Raw genomic sequence first — 26,486 nt, 5'->3', positions numbered from 1 at the left:
CGCTGCGATGCGCCAGGCACCGCCGCGCAAGATGCGCGCCGCTTTAGGCAGCGTCGCTCCCTTGTGCAAGCTGGCGTTCGGCAAGGTGCCCTGGCGGGACAAGCTTGCCCGGGTTGAGCAGCCCTTGCGGGTCGAGCGCCTGTTTGACGTGGCGCATCATCGCGATGGCCACCGGGTCGCCGAATTCGGCGAATTCCTCGCGCTTGAGCTGGCCGATTCCGTGCTCTGCGCTGATCGAGCCGTGCCATTGGGTCACCAGCGCATAGACCTGGTGGCTGATTTTCTTGCCGTCGCCTTCCTGCCACCCGATCGGGTCGACCCCGGGCGGAGCGATGACATGGAAATGGACGTTGCCGTCCCCCAGATGCCCGAATGCGATCGCTTCGGTTCCGGGCCACGCCGCTTCGATCTGCGGGACTGCCGCGGCAACGAAGGCCGGCATCCGGTCGACCGGCACTGAAATGTCGTGCTGTACTGCGGGACCTTTCTCGCGCTCGGCAGGTGCGATCGAATCGCGCAGCAGCCAGAAGGCTTCGGCTTGCGATTCGTTGGCGGCGATCACTGCGTCTTCCAGCAAACCGGCCTCGAACGCGCTTTCGAGCAAGGTTTCTGCCAGCGTTCCGAGCGTCTCCGCGTCATTGCCACGCTCGGCGACCAGTTCGATCAGCGCGTGCCACGCATGGTCGCCAGCGAGCGGCGCGCGCGATCCCGGCAAGTGACGCACCACGTCGGCCAGCGTGCCTTGCGGGATCACTTCGAATCCTTCCAGTGCCGCCCCGGCAACCTTCTGGCAGTGCAGCAGCAGCTCGCGGGCGCCTTCGAGCGAGGTGACCCCGGCCCACAAGACGCGCCGCTCGGCAATTGCGGGCAGCAGCCTCAGGGTTGCAGCGGTTACGATCCCCAACGTCCCTTCTGACCCGATCAGCAACTGCTTGAGGTCGAACCCGCGGTTGTCCTTCTTGAGCACGGTCAGCGCATCGAACACTTCACCGTCGGCCAGCACCGCTTCGAGACCGAGTACTTGTGCCCGCATCGACCCGTGGCGCAACACCTGGGTGCCGCCGGCGTTGGTCGAGACCAGCCCGCCAACGGTGGCCGATCCCTTGCCGCCGAGCGTAAGCGGGAACCGCACGCCTTGCGCTTCGGCGGCTTCGTGTAGCGATTGCAGGATCACACCGGCCTCGCACACCGCTTCCCCGGCTTCGCAATCGATCTTGCGGATCGCGTCCATCCGGCGCAGCGAAAGGATTACCGATTTGCCAGTCCGGTCAGGCGTTGCGCCGCCGCACATCCCGCTGTTGCCGCCTTGCGGTACGATCGGGACGCCGTGTCGGGCGCAGAGCTTGACCAGTTCTGACACTTCCTTGGTCGAAGCGGGAGAGGCAAGCGCCAGCGCATTCCCCGTGAACCGCCCGCGCCAGTCGGTCAGCCACGGATCGACGAGGTCCGGGTCGCGGGTCAGGCCGCGCGGTCCGAGCAGTGCCTCCGCTTCGGAGAGGAATCGAGCAGTATCCACCATCGTGGGCGAGCCTATCGCACATCGATGCCCCGCCGCGCCAGCCCGGATGGATTAAGGCGATGTTCAACCGCGCGAACTATGGGACGCAAGGGAAGAAACACGGGGAATCGAAGTCGGGCATGCGCCCGACGGTTGCCATGAATGCCTTGTTCGCCTTTGCCGCGCCGCTGGCGTTGCTCGTCCCGACGATGGTCGGCGATGGCGCTCAGGTGCCGTCGGCACAGCTTGCCGCGACAGAACAGGCGATCCAGGCGAGTGCGGAATCCTGGCTCCCGATGAAGCCTGTCGAAGCAACTCCGGTCGCTCGCCAAGTGCGGATCGAACAGCGCGTGATCATTCGTATTTCACCACGTGGAAGCGCCGTGCGGCCGAGCAGTTTTGCCGACATGGATGTCCCTATGCCTCCTCCGCCACCGCCACCGCCGCAGCTGGTCGAACGGCCGATGGGCAAATGCGTCTCGGTTGCGGGAATCGCCGCCGCTCAGCCGCGCGGCCCCGATGAGTTGTTGCTGTTCATGCGCGACAACCGGCTGGTTGCGGCGCACCTCGACAAGAGCTGTGACGCGCGCGATTTTTACGCCGGGTTCTATCTCGAGCGGACCGGGGACGGGCAGATGTGCGTGGGCCGCGATCGAATCCATTCGCGGGCCGGAAGCAACTGTACGATCAGCCGGATGCGTCGACTGGTGGAAGACGACGGCAACTGATCCGCCACTTTCACGCCGCAATTCCTTGACTTTCGCCGCCGTGCGTGCGCAAGGCTCGCGCGAAATTACGGATGGCGGAATACCGCAATCCATCGAAGGGCGATCGTGCCCGCACAACCCGGAAACACACTGGCTTTATGACGTTCGCCGATCTCGGCCTCTCTCCCGAATTGCTCAAGGCGGTTGAGGACGCCGGTTATACCGAGCCGACCCCGATCCAGGCGCAGGCGATCCCGCCGGTCTTGATGATGAAGGACCTGATCGGCATCGCCCAGACGGGCACCGGCAAGACTGCCAGCTTCGTGCTGCCGATGATCGACATCCTCAATCACGGTCGGCGCCGCGCACTGATGCCGCGCTCGCTGATCCTCGCGCCGACCCGCGAACTCGCCGCGCAGGTGGCGGAAAACTTCGAGAAGTACGGCAAGAACCACGATCTCACGCTCGCGCTGCTGATCGGCGGGGTGCAGATGGGCGACCAGCTCAAGGCGCTCGACGAGGGTGTCGATGTGCTGATCGCGACCCCGGGCCGGCTGATGGACCTGTTCGAACGCGGCAAGATCCTGCTCAACGGCTGCGAACTGCTGGTGATCGACGAGGCTGACCGGATGCTCGACATGGGGTTCATCCCCGATATCGAGTTCATCTGCTCCAAGCTGCCCGAAACCCGCCAGACGATGCTGTTCAGCGCGACGATGCCGCCGCCGATCGAGAAGCTGGCGAAGAAGTTCCTCAACAATCCCAAGCGGATCGAGGTCAGCCGCGCGGCGACCACCAACAAGGATATCACCGCGTTCAAGATCCCGGTGAAGAGCCGCCAGAAGCGCGAGACGCTGACTTGGCTGTTGCGCCACGACCTGGTCGAAACCGCGATCGTGTTTTCCAACCGCAAGACGACGGTGCGCGAACTCAACAAGGCGCTGCAGCGCGAAGGTTTCGCCAGCAGCGAAATCCACGGCGACATGGACCAGTCAAGCCGCATCGCCGAACTGAACCGGTTCAAGGCGGGCGAGGTCAACATCCTCGTCGCCAGCGACGTTGCCGCGCGTGGGCTCGATATCAAGGGCGTCAGCCACGTATTCAACTACGACACGCCGTGGCACCCCGACGACTACGTCCACCGCATCGGCCGCACGGGCCGCGCCGGGGCCAAGGGGCGCGCATTCACGTTCGTGGCCGAGGATGATGCCGAAGCGATCGCCAACGTCGAGAAGCTGACCGGCAGTGCGATCCCGGTGTTCGGCAAGAAGGACGTGCGCGTCGAATTGGCCGCCGCTCCCGAAAAGCAGCCCGACCGCGAAGTCGAGGACAAGAACGAGGCCGACGAGCGGCCCAAGCGCGGTCGCGGCCGGAAGAATTCCGAAGAGTCGGTCGAGGCCGCTCCGGACAAGGCCGAGAGCCCGAAGCGGGAGCCCAAGGCTCGCAGCGAAGCGACCAAGCCCGCGCGCGCATCGCGGCGCCGCGATGCCGATGAGGAATCGGTGCCGGCGGGCGAATGGAACGGCCCGCAGCCCGGCTTCCTCGGGGTGTCGGCGCTCGGTAACTGACCGGACGGTTCAGCCGGCCCGCAATTCTTCCGCCAGCAGCCTGAACTCGTCGCCGCGCGGGGAGTTCTTGCGCCACACCAGCGCGATTTCGCGGCTCGGCGCCTTGCCCTTGAGTGGACGCGCGACGACGTCGGTATCGTGCAGGATCCCCGCCTCGAGCGCCATTTCGGGTAGCATCGTCAGGCCCAATCCGTTGTCGACCATCTGCACCAGCGTGTGCAGGCTGGTTCCAATCATCGTTGCGCTCGCGCGCAGTTCGGGCCGGTTGCACGCTGCCAGCGCGTGATCCTTGAGGCAGTGTCCGTCCTCGAGCAGCAGCAGCCGACCTTCGTCGATCATCGAGGGCGGGATGCTCTCGGGCGGATCGCGCGGATCGTTTTTCGGGAAAGCGACGAACAGCCGATCGTCTCCGATGTGCTCGTATTCGACTTCGCCAGTCGCGAAGGGTAGCGCCAGCAGCACGCAATCGGCGCGGCCGTGATGCAGGCTCTCGATCGCATGGTCGCTGGTTTCTTCGCGCAGGAACAGCTTTAGGGCCGGACGTTCCTTGCGCAGCCGCGGCAGGATGCGCGGAAGCAGGAACGGAGCGATCGTCGGGATGACGCTCATGCGCAATTCGCCCGCCAGCGGCTTGCCGCTGGCCTGTACCAGGTCGGAGAGCTCCTCGGCCTCGCGCAACAGGCGGTGCGCCTTGGCCACCACCTGTTCGCCCAGCGGAGTGAACCGCACGACCCGGCGGCTACGTTCGACCAAGGTTACGCCGAGCAGCGATTCGAGCTCGCGGATGCCCGCCGACAGGGTAGATTGCGACACGAAGCTCGCTTCCGCCGCATTGCCGAAATGCCCGTGTTCGTGGAGTGCAACGAGGTATTGCAGTTGCTTGATAGTGGGCAGGTAAGTGCTCACTCCGCAGCCAGTGCGCCCTGGGTCACGTCATCGGTGTCGACATCGTCGATATGGGTCATTTTCAGACGTCCGTTCTCGACCGCGAAGGCCAGCTTGCCTTCGACCAGGTCGAGTGCGTCCTTGCCGAACACCTCGTAGCGCCAGCCGTCGAGCACCGCGAGGTCGCGCACCCCGGCAGCGAGCGCTTCCATCTCGTCGCTGCGGGTCAGCAGGCGGGCGGCGACGTCGATCTCGCGTGAGCGGATCTTGAGCAGCAGCTTGAGCAGGTCGGCCACCAGCGCGCCTTCCTTGCCCAGCGGTGCGCCGCGCTTGGGCTTGTCGGGCATCTCGCTCTTGTCGAGCGGCTCGGCCTCGTCGAGCACCTTCATCAGCCGCTTGCCGATGTCATTGTCCTTCCACGCGTTGGACAGGCCGCGGACTTTGGCAAGGTCGGCCTGCTTCTTCGGCGGGTGGCTGGCAAGGTCGGCCAGCGTCTCGTCGCGCATGATCCGGCCGCGCGGGATGTTCTTGTGCTGCGCTTCGCCTTCGCGCCACGCGGCAAGGCTTTTCAGCCGCCCGAGCACGGTGGCATTGCGGCTGGGTGCGCGGATGCGATGCCAGGCATTGCCGGGATCGTTGGCGTAGTTCGCCGGATCGGCGAGCTTGTCCATTTCGGCATCGAGCCACGCGCCGCGCCCCGTCTTGATCAGCTTCTTGAGGATCTTGGGGAAGATCTTCGATAGGTGAGTGACGTCGCCGATCGCGTATTCGATCTGCCGTTCGGTCAGCGGGCGGCGGCTCCAGTCGGTGAACCGCGCGCCCTTGTCGATCGTAAGGCCGAGCCAGGCCTCGACCAGGTTCGCATAGCCGATCTGTTCGGATTGGCTGATCGCCATCATCGCGATCTGCGTGTCGAAGATCGGATGGGGTGTGCGCTGGGTGAGGTTGTAGATGATCTCCACGTCCTGCCCGCCAGCGTGGAACACCTTGAGCACGTCCTCGTTGGCGCACATCAGGTCGAGCAGCGGGGCAAGGTCGATCCCGTCGGCCAGCGGGTCGATCGCCGCCGCTTCCTCGGTATTGGCGATCTGCACCAGGCACAGTTCGGGCCAATAGGTGTTTTCGCGCATGAATTCGGTGTCGACAGTGACAAAGTCGCTCTTCGCCAGCCGTTCGCACAATTCGGCCAGTTCTTCGGTGGTGCTGATCAGGGGGTGGATTTTCATCTGCTGGCAGTCGGTTATGTCTTTGGTACCCGTCGAACTTCCCGGCCCCCCGGAATGGCGCGAAGTCGCGGCAAGCGACGATGCCCGGCCGAAAAGGGTTGTCTTAACGTTATCGCGTTATGCCCGCGCGCATGACCGCGCAAGTCGCAACACTTACCCGCCCACAGGTTGGACCGGCGGGACTGGTCGAATTGACCGGGTTGGCGGAGAGCTTTCCGCTCCGCCCGCACCGGTTGCGCCATGCGCTGGTTGACCATCCGCTGCTGACCCGCGCGGCGTTGGCCGAGGCCGCGATGCGAATGGACCCGACGTTGGTCGAGTGCCGCCGGGCGGATAACCGCAATGGCGAGGAATTCGCCTTCGCCGACCGGCTCGACGGTGGCGCAGCAGCGGTGATCCGCGAAATCGAGACCGCAGGGCGCTGGGTCATGCTGCGTTTCGCCGAGCAATTGCCCGAGTATGCAGCGCTGATGCGCGAGGTGCTCGATGCGCTCGACCCGGTGACGCGCCCTGTGCTGGGGGAGGTCCTGACGCCGCACGTTTTCATCTTCGTGTCCGGACCGGGCACGCTGACCCCCTTCCACTTCGATCCCGAATTCAATGTGCTGTTCCAGGTTGCGGGCGAAAAGGTGTTCGCCGCCTACGAACCGCGGGCGCCGTGGCTTTCGCCGCAAGCGAGCGAGAAATACCATGCGACCGGCGACAACATGCTCGAATGGCGCGAGGAATTCGCCGAGCAAGGGCAGCACGAGCGGTTGCTGCCGGGCGATGCACTGTTCGTGCCGTATCGTTCGCCGCACTGGGTCACCGTCGGGGACGAAGCGTCGATCTCGATCTCGATCACCTGGCGTTCGGCCTCGAGCTACGCGCAGGACGACGCCTTCCGGCTCAACCGCTGGCTGCGCGGATTCGGGCTGTCGCCGCCCACTCCGCCTGCGCAACCTGCTTCGCCTCGGCTTCGCGCGTTGGCCTGGCATGCGCTCAAACGGCTGGGTGTGAACGGATGACGAGGCTGCGCCTCATTGATCCCGCGACACTGACGCCGGCGGATCACGCCGCTTGGGATCGATTGGGCGCGTCTGCAGGCCGCCATCCGGCGTTTACCGAGCCGTGGTTCATGCGCCAGTCGCTCGCCCATTGCCGCGCTGACGAGGCGGTCAGCCTGGCCGTAGTCGAAGACGGCGACGGCGAATGGATCGGAATGCTGCCGCTGGCCCGGGCAGGGCGCCATGGCCGCGCCCCGATGCCTCATGTGCGCGCCTGGTTCCACCCCAACCAGTTCCAGGTCGCCGCGCTGGTGCGAGAGGGCATGGCCATATCCTTCTGGGAGGCCATGCTCGACGGGCTCGAAGAGCATTTTCCCGGACGAATCGCGATCGGCCTGCAATGCCTTGCGACGGACTACCCGGGGGCACAAGCGTTGCTTGCGGTTTGCCGCGAACAAGGGCGGACGGTCGCGATCGACCAGAGCTACGAACGTGCGATCCTGAGGGCCGATCCCGGCGGGCAAGTTCCTCCGATCGGCACCAAGCAAGCAGCGAGGATCCGTTCGCTCGAACGCAAGATCGAGCGCGAGCTGGGCCCTTTGCGTTTCACTGTCACCCGCGATCCGGACAAAATCGCGGCCGAGGTCGACGGGTTCCTTGCGCTCGAGCGCTCTGGCTGGAAGGGCAAAAATGGTTCCGCGCTTTCGTGCGATCCGGAAACCGAGGCTTTTTTTCGCGCCGTCGTCGAGGAGGGAAGCGCGCTTGGCCGGTTCGAACTGGCCCAGCTTCATGCCGGGGACCGTCCGATCGCCCAGACGACGTTGCTGACCGGAAGGCACGGCTGCTTCGGCTTCAAGATGGCGTTCGATGGGCAATACGCACAGTTCGGCCCCGGGCTGGTGCTGATGACGCGTTACACGCAGTCGCTGGTCGAGCGCGGGGTAGGGCTGGTCGACAGCTGCTCGGCACCCAACCAGCAACCGATCTCGAGGCTGTGGCCCGAGCGGACGCAGTTGGTCGATGTCTGCGTCGCGCTAAACGGACCGATCCGCCAATTGGCCTTCCGCTCGATCCTTGCGCTCGAAGGGTTTCATGCGCGCGTGATCCGCGGCGCGCCGGCAAACGACGAACAACTCGCTGCTGTCGGGGGGTGACGCGCCGCGCGACAGGCGCTAGGGGCCGCGCTTTCCCGCCACGTTCGAAATAGAAGCGGCCCGAGACAATGACTGTTCACACTTATCGCACTCACACCTGCGGCCAGCTGACCAAGGCCGACGTGGGGCAGCCTGTCCGCCTGTCGGGCTGGGTCCACCGAAAGCGCGACCACGGCGGCGTGCTGTTCGTGGACCTGCGCGACCACTACGGCCTGACCCAGATCGTTGCCGACGAAGACAGCCCGGCGTTGCCGCTGCTCGACGCGCTGCGGCTCGAATCGGTCGTCACCATCGATGGCGACGTGAAGGCCCGCGATGCGGAGGCGGTAAACCCGAACCTGCCGACCGGCGAGATCGAAGTCTTCGCGCGCGAAGTGACGGTCCAGAGCAAGGCCGACGACCTGCCGCTGATCGTCAATTCGGCGGAAGACTATCCGGAGGAAACCCGCCTCAAGTACCGCTTCGTCGACCTGCGGCGCGAGCGAGTGCACAACAACATCATGCTGCGCAGCCGGGTGATCACTTCGATCCGCCGCCGCATGACCGACCAGGGTTTCACCGAGTTCCAGACCCCGATCCTCGGCGCATCGAGCCCCGAAGGCGCACGCGACTACCTTGTGCCCAGCCGCCTGCACCCGGGCCGGTTCTACGCGCTCCCGCAAGCGCCGCAGATGTTCAAGCAGCTGCTGATGGTCGCCGGGTTCGACCGCTATTTCCAGATCGCGCCGTGTTTCCGCGACGAGGACCTGCGCGCCGACCGCAGCCCCGAATTCTACCAGCTCGACTTCGAGATGAGCTTCGTCACGCAGGAAGACGTGTTCCAGGCGATCGAGCCGGTGCTCGCGGGCGTGTTCGAGGAGTTCGCGAACGGCAAGAGCGTGACCCCGGCGGGCACTTTCCCGCGCATCCCCTATGCCGAAGCGATGCTGAAATACGGCACCGACAAGCCGGATTTGCGCAACCCGATCGAGATTTCGGACGTTTCGCAGCACTTCCTGACTTCGGGCTTCGGCCTGTTCGAGAAGATCGTTGGCGGTGGCGGTGTCGTGCGCACGATTCCAGCGCCGGGCACCAACGAGAAGAGCCGCAAGTTCTTCGACGACATGAACGACTGGGCGCGGCGCGAAGGCTTCGCAGGGCTAGGCTACGTCACCCGCAAGCAGGGCGAGTTCGGTGGGCCGATCGCCAAGAACCATGGCACTGAGGGCATGGAGAAGCTCTACGCCGAACTCGGGCTGGGCGAGAATGACGGCCTGTTCTTCGCCGCCGGCAAGGAAAAGGATGCAACCAAGCTTGCCGGTGCAGCGCGGACCCGCGTCGGCGAGGAGCTTGGCCTGATCCCCGATGACCGGTTCGCGTTCTGCTGGATCGTCGACTTCCCGATGTTCGAATACGACGAAGACGCGAAGAAGATCGACTTCAGCCACAACCCGTTCTCGATGCCGCAGGGCGAGATGGAAGCGCTGGAGACGCAGGATCCGCTCGAGATCAAGGCCTGGCAGTACGACATCGTCTGCAACGGCTACGAGCTGTCTTCGGGTGCGATCCGGAACCATCGGCCCGACATCATGTACAAAGCGTTCGAGATCGCCGGCTATTCGCAGGCCGATGTCGATGCGAACTTCTCGGGCATGATCGAGGCGTTCAAGCTTGGTGCCCCGCCGCACGGCGGATCCGCGCCAGGTATCGACCGTATCGTAATGCTGCTGGCCGACGAGCCCAACATCAGGGAGGTCATCGCATTTCCATTGAACCAGCGCGCTCAGGACCTGATGATGGGTGCGCCGAGCGCGGTTTCGGCTCGCCAGCTGCGCGATGTACACATCCGCACGATCGATGTTCCGCAGCAGGAATCGGCAGCGAACCCGGACAAGCTGGTCGATCCCGCGGCGGGCTAGGCCTGCGGACAACCCGAGAAATCGGCCCGAACGGGGCCGTGCGGGCACTTGCCAGCCCGCCGCCCGTTCATTAGGGCGAAAGGCAATTGCCCAAAACACAGTTCGAAGAGGGACCATTATGAGCGATACCGCCGACCGCGTGCAGAAGATTGTCGTCGAACACCTCGGCGTCGAGAGCGACAAGGTCACCCAGGAAGCCAGCTTCATCGACGATCTCGGTGCGGACAGCCTCGACATCGTCGAGCTGGTGATGGCGTTCGAGGAAGAGTTCGGGGTCGAAATCCCGGACGACGCCGCCGAAAAGATCACCACTGTCGGTGACGCGACCAAGTACATCGAAGAGCACAAGGGCTAACCCGCCCATCCCGCCGCGCTCGCCAGACGGCCAGTCGGCGGGGCACTGACAGGCTCGTCCCCGCGCGGGGCCGGGCCTGTTGCACATATGGAGAGTAATATGCGCCGTGTGGTCGTAACCGGACTGGGTCTCGTCACCCCGCTGGGCGGTGACGTCGAAACTTCGTGGAAGAACCTCATTGCCGGCAAGAGCGGTGCGGGCACTATCACCCGGTTCGATACCGAAGGGCAGAAATGCACCATCGCTTGCGAGGTGAAGCCCAAGGATCACGAATACGGCTTCGATCCGGACAAGCGGGTGGATTTCAAGGTCCAGCGCCAGGTCGATCCGTTCATCGTCTACGGCATCGATGCCGCGGGGCAGGCGCTGGAAGACGCCGGGCTCGTCGATATGGACGACGACCTCAAGCTGCGCACCGGTTGCTCGATCGGTTCGGGCATCGGCGGCCTGCCGGGGATCGAGATCGAATCGGTCAACTTGCACGAACGCGGCCCCGGTCGGGTGAGTCCGCACTTCGTCCACGGGCGGCTGATCAACCTGATCAGCGGGCAGGTCTCGATCAAGTACGGCCTGATGGGTCCGAACCATGCGGTGGTGACCGCGTGCTCGACCGGCGCGCATTCGATCGGCGATGCCGCGCGGATGATCAAGGACGGCGATGCCGACGTGATGCTGGCAGGTGGGGCGGAAAGCACCATCAACCCGCTCGGTGTCGCCGGGTTCGCCCAAGCGCGCGCGCTCAACATGAGCATGAACGACCGGCCGACCGAAGCCAGCCGCCCCTACGACAAGAACCGCGACGGGTTCGTAATGGGCGAAGGTGCGGGCGTGGTCGTGCTCGAGGAATACGAGCACGCCAAGGCGCGCGGCGCGAAGATCTATGCCGAAGTCGTCGGCTATGGCCTGTCGGGCGATGCCTACCACGTCACCGCGCCGCACCCCGAAGGCAAGGGTGCCGAGCTGTCGATGCGCATGGCGATGCGCAAGGCGGGGATGGAGCCGGGCGACATCGACTACGTCAACGCCCACGGTACCAGCACGATGGCCGATACGATCGAGCTCGCCGCGGTTAAGCGCGTGCTCGGCGACGACCTCAGCGGTGCATCGATGAGCAGCACCAAGTCCGCGATCGGGCACCTGCTCGGCGGCGCGGGCGCGGTCGAAGCGATCTTCTGCATCCTCGCGATGCGCGACCAGGTCGTGCCGCCGACGCTCAACCTCGACGATCCCGACGAAGGCACCGAAGGCGTCGACCTCGTGCCGCACAAGGCCAAGCAACGCGAAGTGCGGGCCGTGCTCAACAACAGCTTCGGGTTCGGCGGGACAAACGCCTCGCTGATCATGAAGAAGGTCGACTGACGTGAAGAAACTGCTGCCAGCGCTGGCGCTTGTCGCCGCGCTGGCGCTCGGGTGGTTCGCTTACGGCTGGTATGGTCCGGCCGAGGTCGGGAAGGATACCACTTTCATCGTCGCCGACGGGTCCACGCTGACCAAGGTCGCTCACCAGTTGCAGGACAAGGGCCTTATCAAGTCGGCCGACAGCTTCCTGCTGCGCGCCAAGGTGTTCGGTGGACGCGAGCCGGTGCAGGCCGGCGAATTCCTGATCCCCAAGGGGGCCAGCGCGTCGTCGATCCTCGACCAGTTCCAGAGCGGCGACGTGATTCGCCGGTTCGTGACGATCCCTGAAGGGATGCCCTCGATCATGGTCTACGACCGGCTGATGGCCGATCCGATGCTGACCGGGCCGATCCCGGTGCCGGACGAAGGCTCTGTCCTGCCCGATACGTACAATTACGAACGCGGCGAATCGCGCATCAAGGTGCTTGCCCGGATGCAGGCGGCCATGACCAAGTTCCTCGCTGCCGCATGGGCCGAGAGGGGCAAGGATATCGCCGTCAAGACCCCTGGACAGGCGGTGATCCTCGCGTCGATCGTCGAGAAGGAAACCGGGATCGAGAGCGAACGCAAGCTGGTCGCCGGGCTCTATTCCAATCGCTTGAAGCAGGGAATGCCGCTGCAGGCCGACCCGACGATCATCTACCCGATCACCAAGGGCGAGCCGCTCGGCCGCCGGATCCGCCAGAGCGAGATCGCCGCCGTCAACGACTACAATACCTACACCATGACCGGGCTTCCCACGGGACCGATCACCAATCCAGGACGCGAAAGCATCGAGGCGGTGTTGCACCCTGCGAAGACCAAGGCGCTCTACATGGTCGCCAACGGCAAGGGCGGGCACTGGTTTGCCGACACGCTGGAGCAGCACAACGCCAACGTGCAGAAATGGTTCGCGATCCGCCGCGCGCGCGGGGAAATGAACTGAGCGGCGAGGGGCAACCGGCTTCCGGCCCGGCGCCGCTGATCGTCACCGCCGAATTGCCGCAGGCGCTCCAGTCGCGTGCCGACCAATTGCGCAAGGCGCACTTCCCTCCCGAGCGCAACTTCCTTTCCGCGCACGTCACACTGCTCCATGCCCTGCCGCCAAGCGTGGAGGATGAAGTCTGCGACGCGTTGGCTGAAGAGGCTCGCGCGGCTCCGGCCCCGGCGCGGCTGGAAGGGCTGATGAACCTCGGGCGAGGCACTGCGCTCCGGCTGTCTAGCCCGGCCATGCTTGCCTTGCGCGAACGGCTGGCGGATCGCTTCCACGGGTTGCTGACCCCGCAGGACATGCACGCACCGCGGCTCCACGTGACGATCCAGAACAAGGTCAGCCCCTTTGCGGCCAAGGCGCTGCAGGCGGAGCTTTCCGGGCAGATCGAGCCGCGCGATTTCGCCTTCGCGGGGCTCGCGCTGCACCGCTATCGCGGCGGGCCGTGGGAGTTCGCGAAGCGGTGGTCATTCCGCGGTTGACCGCGCCGCCACCCCGCCCTAAATGCGCCGCCTGCCCGGTGCCCTTCGCGCGCCGCGCGCCCGATGGGGCGGAGTAGCTCAGCTGGTTAGAGCAGCGGAATCATAATCCGCGTGTCGGGGGTTCAAGTCCCTCCTCCGCTACCATTTCGATCTTCTGAAATCGGCTAGGGCTTCTTGCTTTTGCGCATATCCTTTGCCGCCTTTGGAGGCTTGCCAGGCCCGCCGGCTTTCCTAACCTTGGTCCTATCGAACTTCTTGAATGAAGTCTTTGCCTTACCCCGCGGCGCATCTTCATTGCTTTGAACATGGTGACGCTTGCGATTGCCCTTCGCGGCATCGCGCGGGCCTCTAGCCGACATTTCGATCACTGCGGGCTCCTCATCGCCGTCGCCCCTGGCTGTTCGCAATACGGAATCGGCAAATTTTTCGGCGATCTGGCGCGGAACTTGGAAATATGTCTCGTCGGGACCAATTCGTATCGCGCCAATCTCGTTGCGCGTGATGTGACCGCGACGGCAAAGCAACGGAAGTATCCAGCGCGGATCGGCGTTCTGGCGACGGCCCAACGCCATGCGGAACCAGACGATATCCTCAAATCCCGGACGGTGCCGTTCCTTTTGTGCTTCGCGCCGGGCATCGCGAGTGTTGGCGATCAAATCTTCAGGTTCCGGCATCCTCTCCCGATGAGCCCGCACCAGCATCGTGGCGATTTGCACCGGAGTGCGTTCGGCCAAAAGACGTTCGGCTAGATCGCGATCGGCTTCGTCCACTTCGACCGGCTCGAGCAACTTTGCCAGCAGTCGTTCGCGATCCTTTGTCTTGATGGCATCGCGGTCGGGCGCGTCGGTCCAATCCGCTGCAATCTTCGCATGGCGAAGCATGGATTCCACGCGCTTGCGGCGTGAGAACGGCACGATAAGCACGGCAGTGCCCTTCTTCCCCGCCCGGCCCGTCCGTCCCGAACGATGTTGCAGCGTTTCGGCATCACGCGGAATTTCGACGTGGATGACGAGGCTCAGCGTCGGCAAGTCGATCCCGCGCGCGGCGACATCGGTGGCGACACACACCCGTGCGCGGCGGTCGCGTAACGCCTGAAGCGCCTGGTTGCGTTCCGACTGCGAATGTTCCCCCGAAAGTGCAACCACGGCAAATCCGCGCTCCTGCAGCGTAGCGTGCAGGTGGCGGACCTTTTCGCGGGTCGCGCAAAACAGGATGGCGGTTTCCGCCTCGTGATAGCGCAGGAGATTGACTGCGGCATTTTCGATCTCGGGCGGGGAAACCGTGACGGCTTGGTAGGCAATATCGCCATGACCGCGCCCCTCGCTGATCGTGGCAATCCGCAACGCATCACGTTGGTATCGACGGGCAAGCGCTTCGATCGGACGTGGCATAGTGGCGGAAAACAGCAAGGTCCTTCGCGTTTCCGGTGTCGCCTCGAGGATTTCTTCCAGTTCTTCACGAAAGCCCATGTCGAGCATTTCGTCCGCTTCATCGAGAACCACTGCCTTCAACCCGGACAAATCGAGCGCACCTCGCTCGAGATGGTCGCGAAGCCTGCCAGGTGTTCCAACAACAATGCTTGCGCCTGAGCGCAGGGTCTTGCGTTCCTGCTGTGGGTTCATCCCGCCGACGCAGGTTGCGATACGCCCACCTGCCTTGCCGTAGAGCCAAGCCAGTTCGCGACTGACCTGCAGAGCCAGTTCTCGCGTCGGCGCGATGATCAGGGCAAGCGGTCTTTCCGAGAATGGAATGGTGTCGCGATTTTCCAGGAGTTGCTGGGCCATGGCGAGGCCGAAGGCGATTGTTTTACCCGAACCGGTCTGGGCAGAAACGATCAGGTCTCGTCCGGCTGCTTCGGCCTGCATGACTTCGGCCTGCACCGGCGTAGCTGTCTCGTAGCCACGCTCGACAAGGGCAGCCTCAAGGCTGGACGGAAGGGAAGGAAATCTCATGGCGACGGCCTAATAGATGGAGGTGCACGCCAGTTCTCTGCCAACGGCGCAATCGTGGTCTGATATTTGAGCGCTGACGCAATCGCGGTTGCGTATATGTCGCGCCCATAGGCCAAGATCTCGCCCTTGGCTTGCGAAAAAGGGAAATTCTGTCGAACTACACTGGCTCTGCCGGTTTCATGATGACGAACGGCAATGCGTCCCGATCGGCATTGTTGGTCGCCAATGCATGTCGGGGGTTCAAGTCCTTCCTCCGTTACCATTCGCACGATGCTTTTCATTTGCTCACGCACGTATGATTTGCAGCGTCGGCGGACCCGTAGTTCAGCTCGAGGCGAACAGGAGTTGGCCCGGCCCGAGCAGATCGAGGACTTGGTCGATCTTGTCCTGCTCGAAGGCGAAGCAACCAAAGCTGCGACCGACCCGCCCTTGCCTCTTCGCCATGGCGCTATCGACATAACGCGCACCGTGAATAACGATCGCGCGTTCGTAGGCGAGGCTGTTCTGATCATCGAGGCCATGCAACCGCCGGGAGCGTCCATGTTTCCCGAAATATTCGTCGCCAGTCATGAAGCTGCCTAGCGAAGAAGCGTTGGAACCGGGGAGATTGGAGAATCGCTTGGCCATTCCGCTGTTGGTCGGGTCGGAACCCTTCCCGTGGGCGACAAGCAGGGAATGCGTGATCGTTCCGCTCGCCACATCAACTATGTGGAAACGGAAATCTCCTGACGGAGCCGAAAAATCGGCGATCCCGATCCTGTCGCGGTTGGTGATGCGCGCGCTGTGCCGATCGAGCGCCGCCAACGCCCAATCGATTACGGCTGGCGAATTCGTGCCGCCGGACTCCGCCGATAGCGGAGCCATTGCCTGGGCCGCCGATTGGTCGACAAAGGTGCGGGGCACGAATAGTGTCCCTGCGGCAACCACCGACGAGCCGATAAAGCTTCGTCTGTTTAATTTCATTTTGGACCCGATTTGTTTTCGGTTCAAATGTGGGCCAGTGATGGCGAAAATCAAGGTCAGGAGGTGTCAGGTGGCCCGGTTGCGAAGTCTGATCGTCGCATTTCTTCTACCCCTACTGACTTCACCTGCACTCGCGAGCAGTGGCGCACATTGGACGGAGACCGACCTTGCAGTGCTCGATCGCTGGGTCGATGCTGCGCCTGCCGACGCCCTGCCACGTCCGTCCACCAAGGCGTTCGATGCGGCGGTCCGTGGTGGGGATCCGATGGTCATCGACCGTGAGGCTACCAAGCTCGCGCTTCGGCTAGCGCGGATGCACCTGTTGGGTGATGCCAGTTCGGCCGAAAAGGCAGGGTGGAACATCGTCGATACCGACCGCAACCTTCCGGTCGAGTCGCTGCTCGATACGGCGATTACGACCGAAACGCTCGACAGCTTTTTCGCCTGGATGCGTCCGGCGAGCCCCCAATATGCTGCTCTCAAGGCAGCCTACGACGTCGAAACCGACCGCGGCCGCCGCAGGACAATCGCCCGCAACATGGAGCGATGGCGTTGGATGCCGCGCAGTCTGGGCGACGATTATGTGTTGGTGAATGCCGCCGATTTCGAAGCCTACCTCTGGCGAGACGGCAAGGAAGTCGGAACTTGGCGGGTCATCGTTGGCAAGAAGAGCACGCCGACGCCAGTCTTCGACACCACGATCGAAGGGGTGATCCTCAATCCCTGGTGGGAAATTCCGGCCAGCATCGTTCGCGAGAGTGTGGGAGCGTTGATAAGGCGCAACCCCGCGTTGGCGCGATCAAGGGGATATGTCTGGGCAGATGGCCGATACCGGCAGCGACCGGGGCCGAACAATGCGCTCGGCCAGATGAAGCTGGTGATGCCGAACCGCTTCTCGGTCTATATGCACGACACGCCTTCCAAACAGCTGTTCGAGCGCGACGTGCGCGCATTCAGCCACGGTTGCATCCGGACCGGGGATGCGATCGGCTTTGCAGCGACCTTGCTCGAAGGGGTGAAGACGCGCGAAGAAGTCGACGCGATCGTGTCATCCGGGGCGACGACCGAGGTCGCGCTCGCTCGTCCGATCCCGATCTACGTGACGTATTTCACTGCAGTCGGCGACGGTCAGGGCGATGTCGCGGTACTGCCCGACATCTACGACCGAGATGGGCGCATCAAACTTAGTTCGGTGAATTACAGCCCGCGATCGCTGCGAGCCGATCCAGCTGTGCTTGCGCGCCCACAATCTTCAAGCGAAGCGACAGGTGTACGTCGCGATCTCCTCACCGGGATAGAGTGCTAGGAAGCGCGTAGCGCAGACTCGTCGGCGTCGATCCCCCACAATTCTCGCCAGCTCTAGTCGCGCACGATGCAGCGAAACCCGATGTGGCTGGTCGAGGTGTCTACGGCCTCACCCTGCCGGGCGGCTGGGCGGTATCGCTGGCAATAGCTGACGGCGCACAGGTGACTGCCGCCCTTGAGCACCCGGCGACCGATCTTCGAACCGGGGTTGGCCGGATCGAAGCTTTCCGCCTTGCGGCCGCCGCGCGGGTTGTCGATCGTGCAGCAGGCGCCGGGCTTTCGCTTGTGGGCACCCTTGGGCTGGGCGTACCAGTCGCAAGTCCATTCCCAGACGTTGCCGATCATGTCGAACAGGCCGAAATCGTTGGCCGGAAAGGATCCGACCGGGCTGGTCCGCTCCCACCCATCCTCGAGCGTGTTGGCGAAGGGAAACAGCCCCTGCCAGTAATTGGCCAGCATCCTGCCGCCCGGGGCCAGCTCGTCTCCCCACTGGTATTCGCGCCCTTCGTGCCCGCCGCGCGCGGCATATTCCCACTCGGCTTCGGTCGGCAATGCCTTGCCGGCCCAGTGGGCGTAAGCCAGCGCATCCCCGTAGGCGACGTGCACTACGGGGTGGTCTTCGAGCCCTTCGATCGAGCTGCCAGGCCCGGTAGGATGGCGCCAATCCGCGCCGAGGCAGAACTCCCACCATTGCGAGGCATCATCGACTGCCACCGGCTGCGATGTCTTGCGGAAGACCAGCGAACCGGGCGCTACCAGGGCCGGGTCCATGCCGGGATAGTCTTTCGGGTCGGGCGCGATCTCCGCTTCGGTGATGTGACCGGTGGCCGCGACGAATTCGGCAAACTGGCGATTGGTGACGGGAGCCGGGTCGATACGGAATCCGCCGACCCTCACCCGGCGCAGCGGACGTTCCTCGGGATAGAAGCGTTCCGACCCCATCGTGAAGGTCCCGCCTTCGAGGTGGAGCATACCATCGGCAGTCGATCGAGCAGGGCGGGCGATCCGGTCCACGCGGCGGACACTACGATAAACCTGGGCGCAGGAGCCAGCGTCAATTCACCGCGCGAACCCCGGGGCGGATGCGATCCGACGCAATTTCGCGCCGCACCGAAAATCTCTCCGCCGACACGCCGACCGGCGCGTTCAAGCCATGCTCTACAATTCCTCTGCAATCACGCCCGCTTCGCGCAGGCGCGCGATCTCTTGCTCGCTCAATCCCAGCTCGGCACGCAAGACGTCAGCGGTGTCTTCGCCCGATCGGGGCGGCGCAAAACGATAGGTGGCAGGAGCTGCAGAGAACTTGCCGGGGAAGCCGAGAAACTTAACTGCCGTCCCGTCGCTGCGGGCGATCTCGTGCACCATTCCTCGCTCTTCGATCTGCGGGTGGGAGAGCACTTCGGGGATTTCGTTGATCCGCCCGCCGGGCAGACCCAATTTGCGCATCTCTGCAATGAGGTCGCCCGATTTCCACTTTGCAAGCTCGCCTGCCAGTTCGCTGAGCAACGGGGTTCGGTTGCGGCTGCGCAGCGCTGTGCTGGCATAGGCTTCGTCTGCGGCCAGGTCGCTGCGCCCGAGCATGGTGCAGAACGAGCGGAATTGCTTGTCGTTGCCCAGCGCGACCAGCACGTCGCCATCGCTGCAGGCGAAATCCTGGTAGGGGACGATGCTCGGGTGCTGGTTGCCCATTCGCTTGGGCACCATGCCGCCATTGAGGAAGTTGGAAGCCTGGTTGGCAAGCAGCGCCACTTGCGAATCGAGCAGCGCCACATCGATGTGCTGCCCTTCGCCGGTCGCGTTGCGATGGTTGAGCGCAGCGAGGATCGAGATGGTGGCGTACATCCCGGTCACGAGGTCGCTGATCGGGATGCCGACCTTGGTCGGCCCACCATCGGCCGCGCCCGTTACGCTCATCAGCCCACTCATACCCTGGATAAGGAAGTCGTAGCCGCCATTGTCCTTGAGCGGTCCGGTCTGGCCGAAACCCGTGACCGAGCAGTAGATCAGGTCGGGCTTGATCGCGCGCAGCGATTCATAATCGAGGCCATACTTGGCGAGGCCGCCGACGCGAAAGTTCTCGACCACGATGTCGGCACCTTCCGCCAACCGGCGGATCACTTCGGCACCCTCGGGATCGGCCATGTTCACTGCGATCGAACGCTTGTTGCGGTTGGTGCACAGGTAGTAGGCGGAATCGTTCGACCCGTCGGGCAGGAAAGGCGGCCCCCAGCGGCGCGTGTCGTCGCCCATGCCCGGCTGTTCGACCTTGATTACGTCCGCTCCGAGGTCGCCGAGCATCTGTGTGGCCCACGGTCCGGCGAGCACACGCGACAAGTCGAGCACGGTCAATCCCGCGAGTGGGCCCCTATTGGCCTGCGCTTCGCTCATCGGTCGCGGAACTCCGGCGCACGCTTTTCAAGGAATGCATGCACCGCCTCCTTGTGGTCCTCGGTGTGGTGCGCCAGCGACTGGTAGGCAGCCGAGAGTTCGAGCAGCGGGGCGAGCTTCATGTCCTGCCCTTCGCGTAGCAAGCGCTTGGCCATGCGGGTTGCATGGCCGGGATTGGCGGCGATTGCGCCCGCCAGTTCCATCGCACGCTCCATCAGCTTCTCGGGTGCCATTACTTCGCTGACCAGTCCGAACTCGAGCGCCTTGGCGGCGTCGATCGTCTCGCCGGTCAGCGTCATCTGGCTGGCACGGGCCATGCCAATCACGCGCGGCAGCAGCCACGCACCGCCATCGCCAGGTACGATACCCAGCTTAACGAAGCTTTCGGCGAACAGCGCCTTGTCCGATGCGATGCGGATGTCGCACATGCAGGCAAGGTCCAGTCCCGCACCGATGGCCGGCCCGTTGACCGCAGCGACGACCGGCACTTCCAGTTCGTAGAGCGCTGTCGGAATCAGCTGGATACCGGTGCGATATGCATTGCGCAGGCTATATGGAGTTCCGGCAAACATGCCGGCCCTGCTGCCCATATCCTTGACGTTGCCGCCGGCGCAGAACGCCTTTCCTTCACCGGTCAGCACCACTGCGCGCACGCTCGTATCGCGCGTCATCTCTCCGCAGAAGTCGCGGATTTCTTCGCTGTGGGCGGTTCCGGAAATTGCGTTGCGCTGCTCGGGGCGATTGAGTTTTGCCACGACGATGGCGCCGTGGCGCTCCACTATCAGGAATGGGTCCATGGATGCTCGCTCCTCTCTACCGCGGACAGGGGCCTTTCGCTGGCCCACGTTGGCGGGCTATGCGCTTTGCCGCCGCGTTGCTAATGTTAAATCGACTAGGATCGCCAGGTCGTGGCTAACATGAATTTTCGCTGCCTGCGCCATTTCTGTGTGTTCGCCGGGATGCTCGAATTGCATAGCGCGGTGGAAGAATGGCGATTGTTCCCGCGCGCGAAATTGGTCGCCTATCAAAATATGCAAATTCAATTTTGATCTGCCGACCGGATACTTCAGGGATAGACCAAACTATCCAGACAGGATGACCGGCGTGTTCGACAACCTGACCCTTGCCCGATTGCCCGAGGAAGACGAGGCGCTTCGCCCGCTTGTGCGGCAGCTCGCGCAGGAGGCCGTGGCGAGCTTGCCGCTCGACGTGCGAGCGCGTTCGTGGAGCGGCTTCGATGCCCAATTCAGCCGCAAGCTGGGCCAATCGGGGTTGCTCGGCCTTACTTTGCCCAAGCAATACGGCGGCGGCGGGCGTGGGCCGTTCGCGCGTTTCGTGGTGGTCGAGGAATTGCTCGATGCCGGTGCACCGCCGGCAGCACACTGGATCGCCGACCGCCAGAGCGCGCCGCTGATCCTCAACTTCGGGACCGAAGAGCAGCGGCAATTCTATCTCCCGCGCATCTGCAAGGGCGAGGCGCTGTTCTGCATCGGGATGAGCGAGCCTGGCTCCGGATCCGACCTTGCCAGCGTGCGCACCCGTGCCGAGCGCACCGACAGCGGCTGGCGGGTCAACGGGCAGAAGATCTGGACCAGCAATTCGCTCCATTCGGACTATATGATTGCATTGCTGCGGACATCGGGTGGGCCGGATGATCGCCACAGGGGGCTTTCGCAGCTGATCATCGACCTGAAGGCACCGGGGGTTTCGATCCGTCCGATCACCGACCTCGCGGGCGACGCGCATTTTTCGGAGATATTCTTCGAGGACGTCGACTTGCCGGCCGATGCACTGATCGGCGCCGAAGGGGACGGCTGGAGGCAGGTTACTGCCGAATTGGCGTTCGAACGCAGCGGGCCGGAGCGGATCTATTCGAGCGTGATCGTGCTCGACGGCTGGATTGCGCACTTGCGCGGCCACGGCCGGATGGACGAGGCGGCCGCTGCGCTGGTCGGCGATTTTACCGCGCGGCTTGCCACCCTGCGCGCGATGTCGATCGCCTGCACCGCGCGGCTTGCAGCCGGGGAAAGCCCTGTGGTGGAAGCCTCGATCATCAAGGATCTCGGGACCAGCTTCGAACAGGAACTGCCGGTCGCGATCGGCGACGACCTTGCCAGCCATCCCGGCGAAGCGATCGACCCTGAACTCTACCGTGCATTGGCCTATGTCACACAAGTCGCGCCGAGCTTTTCGCTGCGCGGCGGCACGCGTGAAATCCTGCGCGGTATCATCGCCCGCGGGTTGGGCCTTCGCTGAGGAGCGCGCCATGGATACAAACGAGCTACTCGAACCGTTCGACCGGATGCTGCAGGCGGCTTGTCCGCCCGATGCAATCCGCGCGGTGGAACAGGGCGAAAGCTTCGCCGCGATGTGGGGGACGATCGCCGAATCCGGTTTCCTCGATGCGCTGGTGAGCGAGGAGGCGGGCGGCTTCGGCCTCCCGCTGGCCGAAATCGAGCCGCTGCTGAAGGCGCTCGGCCGCCATGCCGTGCCGCTGCCGGTGGGCGAGACGATGGTGGCGCGCGCGCTGCTCGCCGCCGCCGGTCACGAACCGCCATCGGGTGCAATCGCACTTGCCGTGGCGGACAATGGCGCGGGAGTTCCGCTTCCGTTCGGAATGGTGTGCGAGCACCTGCTGGTCGATCGCGGCGACTGCATCGAGCTGGTCGGCGCTGGCGACGTGCACCCCACCCCGACCGGGGTGCGTGGCAGTGTCGATGCCGTCTGCGATCTTGGCGTTGCAGCTGGCGCTGTGCGCTGCGAGCGTCCGGCCGAGGGCCTGCGTCCGGTCGGAGCGCTGCTGCGCGCGGTATCGATGGCGGGTGCGGCGGAGCACTTGCTCGAAATGACCACGTCGTACGCCAACGAACGCGTCCAGTTCGGCAAGCCGATCGGGCGGCAACAGGCGCTCCAGCAGCAGATCGCAGTGATGGCGGAAGATGTCATCGCGATGCGGCTTGCTGTGCAGCTGGCTTGCGCAGGTGGCTTCCCGGTAGACTTGCTGGCTGCGGCCACCGCCAAGTCGATTGCCAGCAGTTCGGCCCCGCGGGTGGCTGCGACCGCGCATGCGATCCATGGCGCAATCGGGATCAGCGAGGAATTCGATCTGCAACTCTACACCCGACGGCTGCACGAATGGCGCTTTGCGTGTGGTTCCGAAACCTACTGGAATCGCCTGCTGGGAACCGCGCGGCTTGGCTCGGCGGAGCGATCGATCGACTGGGTTCGGGAGAACCTGTTTGCCTGAGCGCGTCTCGTTGAAGCGTCGCCTGATCGTACCGCTCGGCTTGCTGGCACTCGCGGGCTGCTCGGGCGGGGGGCATTCGGCCGGGCCGGTCCCCGGCGATCCGGGCGACCAACGCCCCTATTCGGGCATCGCGGAAAGCGAGACGGCGCATTTCACCGGCACCGAACCGTTCTGGGGCGGCAACGTCGTGGGCGATACGCTGGTCTACTCGACGCCCGACAATGCCGCGGGTTCGACCATTGCGGTCGAACGGTTCGCCGGGCGCGGAGGACTTTCGTGGCACGGGATTTACCGCGGCCAGCCATTCGTGCTGGCGGTTACGCCGGGCAAGTGTTCGGATGGGATGAGCGACCGGACCTATCCTTACGTCGCTACGCTGTCGGTCGAAGGTACACAGCGCAACGGGTGCGCCTGGACCGATCGCCAGCCATTCAGCGGCCCGTCGGAGCCGTAAGAAGCGGGCTCAACCCTCGCTTGCTTCGAGCGTCAACCAGTCGGGGACCCATTCAGGCGCGATGTTGTCAATCCGCAAGTGATCGACCGCAAGCCCAAGATCCGGGTAGGCGGCCTTGCGGCGCTTTTCGTCCGAACGGTCGAGCGGGACAACCACCAAGCGTCGGTTGACCTTCTGCCGCCAGTTCATCCGCGCGGTGTTTTCCTGGCCGATGTAGCAGCCCTTGGTGAAGCTCACGCCATTGAGCTCGACGGCATTGGTCTCCAGCCACAGGATATCGCCCAGCTCTTCGCGTCCTTCGGGAACGCCGAGTGCAAGGCGATGCGCGAGCCATTCGCTGTCAGTAGAGGCGCCATCGTCGATGGCGGCAATCCAGCGATTGCCGAGCGCGGCGAGCCGTGGATCGGGCGTGCCCTGTTCGCCATCGGGCGACCAGTGCACGGCCAGCGCATCGTCGACCGCGATGTCGAGCTTGCGGCGCAGGCGATAGAGCGAAAGGCGCTTGGCCAGATCTTCCGCGACCTCGCCCTCGCAATCGAGCAGGATGTCCTCCCCGTCACGCGACACGATCATGTCGAACATCGTCTTGCCCTGCGCGCTCAGAAGTGCGGCATAAACCGGCAGATCGCCGGTAACGTCGTTGGTCAGCAGGCCCTGGAGGAACGCGGCGGCATCCTCCCCTTCGGCGGTGGGTGAAACGCGGACGATCGCGCGATCGGCAAGGCGGGTTGCAGGCATGGGTGACAGATAGGCGCTTGCCGGACTAAGGGAAGCCCCATGAGCGACGCGCCTGATTCCATCACTATCCGCCGCCCCGACGACTGGCACGTCCACTTGCGCGACGGCGCGATGCTGCAGGCAGTGGCGCAAATCACCGCGCGCCAGTTCGCCCGCGCGATCGTGATGCCCAACCTGACGCCTCCGGTCACGACGGCGGCGATGGCGGAGGAATACCGCGAACGGATCCTGTCCGCGCTTGATTTCGGCACGCATTTCACGCCGCTGATGACCGCCTATCTCACCGATAGCACCGACCCCGACGACCTTGCAGCGGGCCATGCCAGCGGGGCGCTGACGGCCGCCAAGCTCTATCCGGCGAACGCCACCACCAATTCCGCGCATGGCGTGACAGATGTCGCGAAGCTCGCCCCGGTGCTCGAGCGGATGCAGGACATCGGCATGGTGCTGTGCGTCCACGGCGAAGTCACCGATGCCGAGATCGACATCTTCGACCGCGAGGCGGTGTTCATCGACCGGCACCTGAGCCGGATCGTCAAGGATTTCCCCGAGCTCAAGGTGGTGTTCGAACATGTCACGACCGAGGATGCGGTGCAGTTCGTGGAAAGTGCGGGGGAGAATGTCGGGGCGACGATCACCCCGCAACACTTGCATATCAACCGCAATGCGATGCTGGTCGGCGGAATTCGCCCGCACGCCTATTGCCTGCCGGTTGCCAAGCGGGAGCAACACAGGCTGGCGCTGCGCAAGGCGGCCACTTCGGGTTCGGCAAAGTTCTTCCTTGGCACCGACAGCGCGCCGCACGCTCGCGAAGCCAAGGAGAGCGCGTGCGGCTGCGCGGGCATCTTCAACGCGCCGTTTGCGCTCGAAAGCTACCTGCAGGTGTTCGCGGAGGAAGATGCGCTGGAGCAGTTCGAAGGGTTCGCATCGCTCCACGGCCCCGCATTCTACGGCCTTCCGGTCAACGAAGGCACGATCACGCTGGAACAGGTCGATCACCGGGTTCCCGACACGTTCGAGGCGGGCGGAACCGAGCTGGTGCCGTTCCATGCGGGCGAAACGCTGCACTGGCGATTGGCCGAATGATCCACCCCGCCGCGCTCGACGCTGCCGATCCGCTGGCGCATTTTCGAGAGCGGTTCGCCTTGCCCGAAGGCACGATCTACCTCGACGGAAACTCGCTCGGCGCATTGCCCAAAGCTACGCCGACAGCAATCGCCGCAGTGGTTGAGCGCGAGTGGGGCGAAGGGTTGATCGGATCGTGGAACGATGCGGATTGGGTGAGGGCACCGCAGCGCATCGGCGACAAGATCGCAGGCCTGATCGGCGCCGACGAAGGCGAAGTGGTCGCTTGCGATTCGACTTCAGTGAATATCTTCAAGGCGCTCGCCGCGGCGCTGTCGCTCAGGTCGGGCCGCGCGACTCTGCTCAGCGAGACAGGCAACTTCCCGACGGACCTCTACATGATGCACGGGCTCGAGCGGTTAAGTGGCGGGGCCACCAAGGCGCGCGCGGTTTCACCCGAAGATGTGCTCGACGCAATCGACAGCGACACCGCCGCTGTTCTGCTGACCCATGTCCACTACAAGTCCGGTGCGATGCGCGACATGGCGGCGACCACGAACGCGATCCAGGAGAAGGGTGCGCTGACGATCTGGGACCTCAGCCATTCGACCGGGGCAGTGCCGCTCGATCTCAACGGCGCAAATGCCGATTTCGCAGTCGGTTGCGGCTACAAGTTTCTCAACGGCGGCCCCGGCGCTCCGGCCTTCATTTTCGTAGCGAAGCGGCACCAAGCGGCTGCACTGCCCGCGCTCTCCGGCTGGTTCGGCCATGCCGCTCCGTTCGCTTTCCGCGACGATTACGAGGCCGCGCCGGGGATCGAGCGGTTCCTTGCCGGAACCCCCTCGATCGTCGGACTTGCGGGGCTGGAATGCGGGATCGACCTGATGCGCGAAGCGGACATCGTCGCGATCCGCGCCAAGTCGCTGTCGCTTGCGGCCCTGTTCGAGGAGCGGATGGCACAGTTGGCCAAGGCTTATGGTTTCGAGCGGATTGGGCCTGATGATCCGACGAAGCGCGGCAGCCACGTGTCGTATCGCCACCCGGAGGCTTACGCGATCGTCCAGGCGCTCAAGGTGCGCGGCGTGGTCGGCGACTTTCGCGATCCCGACGTGATGCGTTTCGGGATAACGCCGCTCTATCTCAGCCACGCCGATATTGCGCGCGCGGTGGCGATCCTTGGCGAAGTGATGCAATCGGGTGCATGGGACTGCGCCGACTACAAGGTCCGCGCGGCGGTTACCTGACGA

24 protein-coding genes and 1 tRNA gene are annotated in these 26,486 nt (G+C 64.2%); 16 read left to right on the top strand and 9 right to left on the bottom strand.

Annotated features, from left to right (window positions below):
- Positions 1-43: 43 nt before the first annotated feature.
- On the bottom strand, positions 44-1,519 hold the full coding sequence (locus CJO11_RS05165; RefSeq protein ID WP_095011760.1) for an FAD-binding oxidoreductase: 1,476 nt from the start codon (positions 1,517-1,519) through the stop codon (positions 44-46).
- Between the two features lie 59 nt (positions 1,520-1,578).
- On the opposite strand from CJO11_RS05165, the gene CJO11_RS05160 reads away from it, so the two are divergent.
- Both CJO11_RS05160 and CJO11_RS05155 read left to right on the top strand, forming a co-directional pair.
- Positions 1,579-2,226 (top strand): hypothetical protein, encoded by a 648-nt coding sequence (locus CJO11_RS05160; RefSeq protein WP_095011759.1) that lies wholly within the window; start codon positions 1,579-1,581, stop codon positions 2,224-2,226.
- A gap of 137 nt (positions 2,227-2,363) precedes the next feature.
- Positions 2,364-3,773 carry a DEAD/DEAH box helicase gene (locus tag CJO11_RS05155; protein WP_095013225.1) on the top strand — a complete coding sequence of 470 codons (1,410 nt, stop codon included), beginning with the start codon at positions 2,364-2,366 and terminating at the stop codon, positions 3,771-3,773.
- Positions 3,774-3,782: 9 nt separating this feature from the next.
- Here the strand turns inward: CJO11_RS05155 and CJO11_RS05150 are convergent, their stop codons facing one another.
- Both CJO11_RS05150 and rnd read right to left on the bottom strand, forming a co-directional pair.
- On the bottom strand, positions 3,783-4,679 hold the full coding sequence (locus CJO11_RS05150) for a hydrogen peroxide-inducible genes activator (protein ID WP_095011758.1): 897 nt from the start codon (positions 4,677-4,679) through the stop codon (positions 3,783-3,785).
- Positions 4,676-5,884, bottom strand: a complete 1,209-nt coding sequence (gene rnd / locus CJO11_RS05145) for a ribonuclease D (RefSeq protein WP_095011757.1) — start codon at positions 5,882-5,884, stop codon at positions 4,676-4,678. The genes CJO11_RS05150 and rnd overlap by 4 nt, the downstream gene beginning before the upstream one ends.
- A 131-nt stretch (positions 5,885-6,015) precedes the next feature.
- On the opposite strand from rnd, the gene CJO11_RS13265 reads away from it, so the two are divergent.
- The 8 genes from CJO11_RS13265 to CJO11_RS05110 all read left to right on the top strand — a co-directional run bounded on the left by CJO11_RS13265 (position 6,016) and on the right by CJO11_RS05110 (position 13,271).
- A complete protein-coding gene (locus tag CJO11_RS13265; RefSeq protein WP_169829139.1) occupies positions 6,016-6,891 on the top strand; it encodes a cupin-like domain-containing protein in 876 nt (291 codons plus the stop codon).
- Positions 6,888-8,024 (top strand): GNAT family N-acetyltransferase, encoded by a 1,137-nt coding sequence (locus CJO11_RS05140; protein WP_169829138.1) that lies wholly within the window; start codon positions 6,888-6,890, stop codon positions 8,022-8,024. The genes CJO11_RS13265 and CJO11_RS05140 overlap by 4 nt, the downstream gene beginning before the upstream one ends.
- Positions 8,025-8,092: 68 nt before the next feature.
- Positions 8,093-9,922, top strand: a complete 1,830-nt coding sequence (aspS, locus tag CJO11_RS05135) for an aspartate--tRNA ligase (protein ID WP_095011755.1) — start codon at positions 8,093-8,095, stop codon at positions 9,920-9,922.
- Between the two features lie 118 nt (positions 9,923-10,040).
- On the top strand, positions 10,041-10,277 hold the full coding sequence (locus tag CJO11_RS05130; RefSeq protein ID WP_095011754.1) for an acyl carrier protein: 237 nt from the start codon (positions 10,041-10,043) through the stop codon (positions 10,275-10,277).
- Between the two features lie 99 nt (positions 10,278-10,376).
- Positions 10,377-11,636 carry a beta-ketoacyl-ACP synthase II gene (gene fabF, locus CJO11_RS05125; RefSeq protein ID WP_095011753.1) on the top strand — a complete coding sequence of 420 codons (1,260 nt, stop codon included), beginning with the start codon at positions 10,377-10,379 and terminating at the stop codon, positions 11,634-11,636.
- Position 11,637: 1 nt separating this feature from the next.
- Positions 11,638-12,600 carry an endolytic transglycosylase MltG gene (gene mltG, locus CJO11_RS05120; RefSeq protein WP_095011752.1) on the top strand — a complete coding sequence of 321 codons (963 nt, stop codon included), beginning with the start codon at positions 11,638-11,640 and terminating at the stop codon, positions 12,598-12,600.
- Positions 12,561-13,127 (top strand): 2'-5' RNA ligase family protein, encoded by a 567-nt coding sequence (locus CJO11_RS05115; protein WP_095011751.1) that lies wholly within the window; start codon positions 12,561-12,563, stop codon positions 13,125-13,127. The genes mltG and CJO11_RS05115 overlap by 40 nt, the downstream gene beginning before the upstream one ends.
- Positions 13,128-13,194: 67 nt before the next feature.
- Positions 13,195-13,271: transfer RNA gene (locus CJO11_RS05110), tRNA-Met, on the top strand.
- Positions 13,272-13,291: 20 nt separating this feature from the next.
- On the opposite strand, the gene CJO11_RS05105 is transcribed toward CJO11_RS05110, so the two are convergent.
- Together CJO11_RS05105 and CJO11_RS05100 are read right to left on the bottom strand one after the other, a co-directional pair.
- Positions 13,292-15,079, bottom strand: a complete 1,788-nt coding sequence (locus CJO11_RS05105; RefSeq protein ID WP_095011750.1) for a DEAD/DEAH box helicase — start codon at positions 15,077-15,079, stop codon at positions 13,292-13,294.
- 324 nt (positions 15,080-15,403) lie between these two features.
- On the bottom strand, positions 15,404-16,096 hold the full coding sequence (locus tag CJO11_RS05100) for a murein L,D-transpeptidase catalytic domain family protein (RefSeq protein WP_240504569.1): 693 nt from the start codon (positions 16,094-16,096) through the stop codon (positions 15,404-15,406).
- A gap of 25 nt (positions 16,097-16,121) precedes the next feature.
- On the opposite strand from CJO11_RS05100, the gene CJO11_RS05095 reads away from it, so the two are divergent.
- A complete protein-coding gene (locus CJO11_RS05095; RefSeq protein WP_169829137.1) occupies positions 16,122-17,348 on the top strand; it encodes a L,D-transpeptidase family protein in 1,227 nt (408 codons plus the stop codon).
- Positions 17,349-17,401: 53 nt separating this feature from the next.
- Here CJO11_RS05095 and CJO11_RS05090 read toward each other — a convergent pair whose 3' ends face one another.
- From CJO11_RS05090 to CJO11_RS05080, 3 genes are all read right to left on the bottom strand, one after another.
- Positions 17,402-18,319, bottom strand: coding sequence for a formylglycine-generating enzyme family protein (locus CJO11_RS05090; RefSeq protein ID WP_095011747.1), 918 nt, complete (start codon positions 18,317-18,319; stop codon positions 17,402-17,404).
- Positions 18,320-18,505: 186 nt separating this feature from the next.
- Complete coding sequence (locus CJO11_RS05085) at positions 18,506-19,735, bottom strand: CaiB/BaiF CoA transferase family protein (protein WP_095011746.1); 1,230 nt, start codon at positions 19,733-19,735, stop codon at positions 18,506-18,508.
- Positions 19,732-20,532: a crotonase/enoyl-CoA hydratase family protein gene (locus CJO11_RS05080; protein ID WP_095011745.1), complete on the bottom strand. Its 801-nt coding sequence runs from the start codon at positions 20,530-20,532 to the stop codon at positions 19,732-19,734. The genes CJO11_RS05085 and CJO11_RS05080 overlap by 4 nt, the downstream gene beginning before the upstream one ends.
- Before the next feature lie 307 nt (positions 20,533-20,839).
- On the opposite strand from CJO11_RS05080, the gene CJO11_RS05075 reads away from it, so the two are divergent.
- From CJO11_RS05075 to CJO11_RS05065, 3 genes are read left to right on the top strand one after another with little or no spacing between them, the layout of a single operon-like run.
- Positions 20,840-21,991 (top strand): acyl-CoA dehydrogenase family protein, encoded by a 1,152-nt coding sequence (locus CJO11_RS05075; RefSeq protein WP_240504568.1) that lies wholly within the window; start codon positions 20,840-20,842, stop codon positions 21,989-21,991.
- A 10-nt stretch (positions 21,992-22,001) separates the two neighbouring features.
- A complete protein-coding gene (locus CJO11_RS05070) occupies positions 22,002-22,982 on the top strand; it encodes an acyl-CoA dehydrogenase family protein (RefSeq protein WP_095011743.1) in 981 nt (326 codons plus the stop codon).
- Positions 22,975-23,436: a COG3650 family protein gene (locus tag CJO11_RS05065; protein ID WP_240504567.1), complete on the top strand. Its 462-nt coding sequence runs from the start codon at positions 22,975-22,977 to the stop codon at positions 23,434-23,436. The genes CJO11_RS05070 and CJO11_RS05065 overlap by 8 nt, the downstream gene beginning before the upstream one ends.
- A 9-nt stretch (positions 23,437-23,445) precedes the next feature.
- Here the strand turns inward: CJO11_RS05065 and ygfZ are convergent, their stop codons facing one another.
- A complete protein-coding gene (gene ygfZ / locus CJO11_RS05060) occupies positions 23,446-24,174 on the bottom strand; it encodes a CAF17-like 4Fe-4S cluster assembly/insertion protein YgfZ (protein ID WP_095011741.1) in 729 nt (242 codons plus the stop codon).
- Between the two features lie 39 nt (positions 24,175-24,213).
- On the opposite strand from ygfZ, the gene pyrC reads away from it, so the two are divergent.
- Both pyrC and kynU read left to right on the top strand, forming a co-directional pair.
- Positions 24,214-25,260 (top strand): dihydroorotase, encoded by a 1,047-nt coding sequence (gene pyrC, locus CJO11_RS05055; protein WP_095011740.1) that lies wholly within the window; start codon positions 24,214-24,216, stop codon positions 25,258-25,260.
- The gene (kynU, locus tag CJO11_RS05050) at positions 25,257-26,483 is read left to right on the top strand and encodes a kynureninase (RefSeq protein WP_095011739.1); all 1,227 of its coding nucleotides are present in this window, start codon (positions 25,257-25,259) and stop codon (positions 26,481-26,483) included. The genes pyrC and kynU overlap by 4 nt, the downstream gene beginning before the upstream one ends.
- Positions 26,484-26,486 lie beyond the last annotated feature (3 nt).

The sequence above is a fragment of the Tsuneonella mangrovi genome (assembly GCF_002269345.1).
Lineage (GTDB): Bacteria > Pseudomonadota > Alphaproteobacteria > Sphingomonadales > Sphingomonadaceae > Tsuneonella > Tsuneonella mangrovi.
This window is presented reverse-complemented; position numbering and strand designations above follow the sequence as displayed.